The sequence below is a fragment of the Mitsuaria sp. TWR114 genome, assembly GCF_007997345.1.
Genome location: NZ_VOSR01000251.1, coordinates 1 through 6,584 on the forward strand (window position 1 = coordinate 1; position 6,584 = coordinate 6,584).

The window sequence follows — 6,584 nt, forward strand, 5'->3', positions numbered from 1 at the left end:
CCGCGCTCGCGGCGGTCGCGCTCCTCGGCGGCTGCAAGCAGGCCGCCGCACAGACGCCGCCCAAGCTGCTGGTCTGGATCAACGGCGATAAGGCCTACAACGGGCTGCAGAAGGTCGGCGACGCCTTCGAGCGCGAATCGGGCGTGAAGGTCGTCGTCGAGCATCCGGTCGACGCGCCCGAGAAGTACACCCAGGCGGCCGGCGCCGGCAAGGGACCGGACGTCTTCTGCTGGCCGCATGACCGCGTCGGCGAATGGGCCAAGGCCGGGCTGCTGACACCGATCCAGCCGCGCAAAGCGCTGTTCGACGAGGTCGAGGGCACAGCCTGGCAGGCGTTCCGCTATCAGGGCCGCTACTGGGGCTATCCGATCGCGATCGAGACCACCGGCCTGATCTACAACAAGGCGCTGGTCTCGCAGGCGCCGGCGACCTGGGACGCGCTGATCGCGCTGGACAAGACGCTGCGCCAGCGCGGCAAGCACGCGATCCTGTGGGACTACAACAAGAGCTTCTTCACCTGGCCGATGTTCGCCGGCGCCGGCGGCGTGATCTTCGGCCGTGACGTGCAGGGCGACTTCGACGCCGGCCAGGTGGCGGTGAACAACGAAGGCGCGCTGGCCGCAGGCCGCATGCTGGAGCGCCTCATCCAGGAGGGCGTGATGCCGCGCGGCGCGCGCTATTCCGAGATGGAATCGAGCTTCGCGCGCGGCGAGATCGCGATGATGATCTCCGGCCCCTGGGCCTGGGAGAACGCGCGCAAGGCCGGCATCGACATCGGCGTCGCGCCGATCCCCGCGGTGATCCCGGGCAAGCCGTCCAAGCCCTTCGTCGGAGTGCTGGGCTGCATGATCTCGGCGCCGTCGAAGAACAAGGACCTCGCGCGCGAGTTCATCGAGCGCCACCTGATGCGACCCGAGTCGCTGAAGGTGCTCGACGCCGACGTGCCCATCGGCGTGCCGGCCAACAAGGCCTTCTACCAGGCGCTGTCGGTGAATCCGCTGATCCGCGCCAGCATGGAGAACGCCCGCGCCGGCGAGGCCATTCCCAACATCCCCGAGGTGGGCCGCTTCTGGACCGCGATGGACGCGGCGCTGGAAGCCATCACCAACGGCCTGCAAAGCCCCAAGGACGCGCTGGACGGCGCCTCGGGCCGGATGCTGCTCAAGCAATGAACGCCACGACCGCCTCCTCCGCGGCCCTGTCCGCCGCCCTGCCCGGCTCGCCGCTGGCCGAGGCCTACACCCGCCAGCCTCCCGGCGCACTGGAGCGGCTGGGCCGCGCGCTCTACTGGCCGACGATCGCCGTCATCGTGCTGGCCGCGCTCTACCTCGTGTTCATGCTGTACGCCGCGGGGCTGACCAGCTGGGCGCTCGGCGTGCTGCTGCTGTCCGGCGCGGGCTTCGCCGTCTACCTGTCGAAGGCGGGCTTCGCGTATCGCTATCTCTTCCCCGGCGTGGCCGGGATGCTGCTGTTCATCGCCTTCCCGCTCGCGTTCACGACGCAGATCGGTTTCACCAACTACTCGTCGGCCCACCTGCTGAGCCAGGAGCGCGTGCGCGAGTTCCTGCTGGACCAGCACGACACGGTGCTGGACGAGGTGCGCGACTACAGCGTGCATGGCGCGGGCGGCGACTTCCGGATCGTGCTGCGCGACCCGGCCAGCGGTGCCGCGCAATTCGTCTCGCTGCCGCTGGCGCTGCGGCAGGCGGGCAAGCCGGTGGATGTCGCGATGCAGGCCGTCGGCCCGGCCGACGCGACGCTGGGCACCGCGCTCACGCTGAAGGAGCTCGTCGCGCACCGGCTGGCGCTCGCGCAACTGCGGCTGCGCCTGCCGGGCCAGGCCGGCGGCACCGCTGCCACCGGCGGCGTGGGCGAGGCGTCGACGCTGCGCTACCTCGGCCTGCGCGAGTTCGGGCCGATCCGCCCCCACTTCGTGGAGCAGCCCGACGGCGCGATCAAGCGCGTGGCCGACGGCGCGCTCTTCCGCCCCGACGCGACCACCGGCTACTACGAAGGCCAGGGCGCGGCCGCGGGCACGCACCTGGCGCCCGGCTACAAGGTGATGGTCGGCGCGCAGAACTACCGGCGCATGCTGTTCGATGCCGAGTTCCGCGGCCCCTTCCTGTCGATCTTCGGCTGGACGGTGGTGTTCTCGCTGCTGACGGTGGTCTTCGCCACCGCGATCGGGATGATGCTGGCGGTGCTGCTGAACTGGGAGGACCTGCGCTACCGCACGACCTACCGCACGCTGCTCTTCCTGCCCTACGCGGTGCCGGGCTTCATCTCGATCCTCGTGTTCAAGGGCCTGTTCAACCAGAACTTCGGCGAGATCAACGCGATCCTGGACGCGCTCTTCGGCGTGCGTCCGGCCTGGTTCGCGGACCCCGCGCTGGCGCGGACGATGCTGCTGATCGTCAACGTGTGGCTGGGCTACCCGTACATCATGATCCTGTGCACCGGGCTGCTGAAGGCGATTCCCTCGGACCTGTACGAGGCCTCGGCGCTCGCGGGCGCGGGGCCGCTGACCAACTTCTTCAAGATCACCGCGCCGCTGATCATCAAGCCGCTGTCGCCGCTGCTGGTGTCGGCCTTCGCATTCAACTTCAACAACTTCGTGCTGATCGCGCTGCTGACCGATGGGAGGCCGGACTACCTGTCGACCAAGATCCCGGCGGGCCAGACCGACATCCTGGTGAGCTACACCTACCGCATCGCGTTCCGCGACTCGGGCACGGACTTCGGCCTGGCGGCGGCGATCTCAACGCTGATCTTCATCCTTGTCGCAGGGATGTCACTGCTGAACCTGCGCCTCATGCGCAAAGCCAACTCATAAGGACGCCCGGACCATGGCCATCGTTCGAGGCAAGCAGGCGCGCTGGCGCGTCGTCGCGGCGCATGCGCTGCTGTGGGCATTCCTGGCGGTGACGCTGTTCCCGCTGCTGGCGGTGGTGTCGATCTCGCTGCGGCCGGGCAACTTCGCCACGGGCAGCCTGATCCCCACGACGATCAGCCTGGAGCACTGGCAGCTGGCGCTGGGCATTCCGTACCAGGCGGCGGATGGCTCGCTGGTGCAGCCCCCGTTCCCGGTACTGACCTGGCTGTGGAACTCGATCAAGGTGGCGACGATCTCGGCGCTGCTCATCGTGGGCATCTCGACGACGGCGGCCTACGGTTTCGCGCGGCTGCGGTTCCCGTTCAAGGGCGGCATCCTGAACAGCATGCTGCTGCTGCAGATGTTCCCGCCGGTGCTGGCGCTGGTGGCGATCTACGCGATCTTCGAGACCATCGGCAGCTTCGTGCCCTGGCTGGGCATCGAGACGCACGCCGGCGTGATCGTGGCCTACCTGGGCGGCGTGGCGACGCACATCTGGACCATCAAGGGCTACTTCGAGACCATCCCGGTCGAGATCGAGGAGAACGCCAAGGTCGACGGCGCGTCGCACTGGCAGGCCTTCCGGCTGGTGCTGCTGCCGATGGCGGTGCCGATCCTGATGGTGGTGTTCGTGCTGGCCTTCATCGGCTGCATCATCGAATACCCGGTCGCGTCGGTGCTGCTGCGCGAGGAGTCCAACCTGACCCTGGCGGTGGGCTCGAAGTACTACCTGCACGACCAGCGCTTCCTGTGGGGCGACTTCGCCGCCGCGGCGGTGCTGTCGGGCCTGCCGATCACGGCGGTGTTCCTGCTGGCGCAGCGCTGGATCGTGTCGGGGTTGACGGCGGGCGGGGTGAAGGGCTGACGGGCGCGACGCGCCGTCAGCGCGTCTGCCGGCATCGTGTTCACCGTTCTGGACATGCGCAGCGCATTTTGTCCAGAACGGTGAACATCGCGCTCCCGGTGGGGCTGCAAGAGACGCCTTGAGCGCTCGGTCCGGGCGTGATGCGCGGACCCGCGACACGAAGCCTCCACTCGCCGCCAAGGCGTTGCGCTCGCGCCAAGCCGCGTGCGAGCCACGAGCCATTCCGCCCCGTCGCGCCGCTTCACCAAACTTTGCGAAACGCGCCAGGCCCGATGGCGCCTGGGTTCTCACGCGTCCTTGACGCTGGGTGACACGGATCCGTCATGCGTGATTCCTAGAGTGCGCCGCGTTTCGGGCCGGCCCCTGCCCGGGCCACTCGAACCCGCCATCGCCACCACTCCAGGACGCCCCATGCGACCCAGCAAATCCACCGCGCTGAACGCCTCGCTCACCCTGATCGCCGCCGCCATCCTGGCCGCCTGCGGTTCCGACAACGACGGCCCATCGACGCCCAGCGTCACGATCAGCGGCGTCGTCACCGCCGCCAGCTTCACGCCCGGCAGCGCCACCGACCCCAGCCTGGCGCCCGCCTACTACGTCGGCGCCAAGGTCTGCGTCGACGCCGACGGCAACGGCGTCTGCGATGCCGCCGAGCATCCCGTCGTCACCGATGCCCAGGGCCGCTTCTCGCTGACCGTGCCGGCCAATGCCGCGCTGATCGCCGACATCGGCACCGACGCCACCGTCTCCGCCACCGGCGCCAAGGTCGCCAGCCGCGACGTGCTGCGCGCCTCGCTGGACCAGGTCCTCGACCAGGCCGGCCAGGTCGTCATCAGCCCGCTGTCCTCGGAGGTGCAGCGGCTGGTCGAGGCCAACGGCAGCAGCTACGCCGTCGAGAAGCAGACCGTGGCGACGCGCATCGGCGTGTCCCTCGACAAGGTGCTGGCCGACGTCAACACCGTCAGCGGCGCCGACCAGGCCGCCATGCTGGCCGAGTCCAAGGCCCTGGACAACCGCTTCACCTACGCCATCACCAAGCTCGACCGCGGCGACCTCTATCCCGACGCGCTCGCCGTGCCCGGCGGCGATCCGCGCCTGGCCGGCGCCGCCAACGTCAGCGCCTCCACCGCGCCCAGCGGGACCGACACGCGCGCCAAGATCACCTTCGCGCAGGCGCAGCAGGCGGCCTTCAACCTCGAAGGCATCCCGCGCTACGACCATCTCTTCATCGTGATGCTGGAGAACAAGGCGACGCTGTCGATCAAGGGCTCGCCGTGGGCGCCCAAGATCAACGCGCTGCTGGCCAGCGGCAACCAGCTGACCAGCTACTACGCCACCGGCAATCCGTCCGAGCCCAACTACACCGCGCTGGGCGGCGCCGACGACTTCGGCATCACCGACGACAGCCAGTGGAACTGCGACGCCACCGGCCCGAACGCGGTCCAGGACCTGCCGCTGCCCGACAAGACCCAACCCGGCCTGGCCAGCTCGCCCTTCAACGCCAGCTGCACGCAGACCGCCGCGGTCAACCACAACATCGTCGGCAGGCCCAACCTGTTCAACGCGATCGCGGCCGCCGGCATGACCTGGCGCACCTACAGCGAGTCGATGAACCCGGGACAGGACTTCCGCACCGACAGCGTCGCCGATGCCGCCGTCACCGCCGCCGACAACGTCTACGCGCCCGGCACCCTCAACGGCAACACCAGCGCCGTCGGCAATGCCGCGCTGACGCTGCCGATGCCCGCCGGCCTCTACAAGACCAAGCACCACCCGGGCATGGCCTACCAGAACGTGCGCAGCGCGCCGGAGTTCAAGTACAGCAACCGCACCATGGGCGGCGGCCAGTGGGACGCCAACCTGAAGAACAGCAGCGCGTATGCGATGCCCGCCAACTACGACGTCGACCAGCTCGGCACCGACCTGGCCAGCGGCAAGGTCGGCACGCTGAACTTCCTGGTGCCCGACCAGTGCGACGACATGCACGGCATCAGCGTCGTGGGCAAGCTGGCGGGCGGCGGTACGGCCACCGCGAGCGACTGCGGCAGCGTCGCCAACAACGTGGCGCCGACCGCGGCGGCCAACATCATCACGCGCGGCGACAACTACGTCGACGCGCTGGTGAAGAAGATCCAGGCCTCGCCGCTGTGGAAGAACCCGGCCAAGCGCGTCGCGATCGTGCTGATGTTCGACGAAGGCAACGCCACCTCGGGCTTCAACTCCTGCTGCGGCTGGAACGTCTCCAACAGCGCGGTGTCCAAGCCGCTGGTCGTCGATCCCAAGACCGGCGCGGTCACGGTGGACGCCAGCGTCAACAACTACACCAAGGGCAACCGCGGCCACGGCCAGAGCATCTTCGGCATCCTGACCAACCAGGCGGGCGCGCCCAAGGGGGTCTCCGACGGCGATGCCTACAGCCACTTCTCGTTCGTGCGCACGCTGCAGGACATGTTCCAGCTGGCGGACCCGGCGGTGGATGCGTCCTACATGAACCGCTCGAAGTACACCGAGAAGTTCATCGCCGCCAACATCCTCAACCTGCCCGAGTACGCCGGCAGCGCCGACACCCACTTCGACGCGGTGCGCGCCATCAACCACGCCTGGCAGGCACCGGCGAGCTATACGCAGAAGCAGTCGGCCGACGTGAACACGCCGGCGCAGATCGGCGCCGACGCGGTCCAGACCAATGTCTGGGCGCTGACGAAGTAAGCCCGTCGACGCGCGCGATGTCACGGCGAGCTCTCCTCTCCTCCGCCCGCGCGTCGCTGGCGGCCCTCGTGGGCACCGGCGCGTGCGTCGGCTTGGGCGCGTTGCTCGCCGCCTGCGGCCCGTCCGGCGAGCCGACGC

At 69.1% G+C, this 6,584-nt stretch carries 4 protein-coding genes; all 4 read left to right on the forward strand.

What is annotated here, in order from left to right; all coding sequences use genetic code 11:
* A partial coding sequence (malE, locus tag FUT87_RS10840; RefSeq protein WP_147241014.1) for a maltose/maltodextrin ABC transporter substrate-binding protein MalE occupies positions 1-1,172 on the forward strand: 1,172 nt, incomplete at its 5' end.
* Positions 1,169-2,833, forward strand: a complete 1,665-nt coding sequence (gene malF, locus FUT87_RS10845) for a maltose ABC transporter permease MalF (protein WP_147241015.1) — start codon at positions 1,169-1,171, stop codon at positions 2,831-2,833. The genes malE and malF, both read left to right, overlap by 4 nt.
* A 13-nt stretch (positions 2,834-2,846) precedes the next feature.
* The gene (malG, locus tag FUT87_RS10850) at positions 2,847-3,737 is read left to right on the forward strand and encodes a maltose ABC transporter permease MalG (RefSeq protein WP_147241016.1); all 891 of its coding nucleotides are present in this window, start codon (positions 2,847-2,849) and stop codon (positions 3,735-3,737) included.
* A gap of 411 nt (positions 3,738-4,148) precedes the next feature.
* Positions 4,149-6,446 (forward strand): phosphoesterase, encoded by a 2,298-nt coding sequence (locus tag FUT87_RS10855; protein WP_147241017.1) that lies wholly within the window; start codon positions 4,149-4,151, stop codon positions 6,444-6,446.
* Positions 6,447-6,584 lie beyond the last annotated feature (138 nt).

Coding starts and splice junctions, on each gene's coding strand:
- malF (WP_147241015.1), top strand. CDS start 1,169: ATGAACGCCACGACCGCCTCCTCCGCGGCCCTGTCCGCCGCCCTGCCC.
- malG (WP_147241016.1), top strand. CDS start 2,847: ATGGCCATCGTTCGAGGCAAGCAGGCGCGCTGGCGCGTCGTCGCGGCG.
- FUT87_RS10855 (WP_147241017.1), top strand. CDS start 4,149: ATGCGACCCAGCAAATCCACCGCGCTGAACGCCTCGCTCACCCTGATC.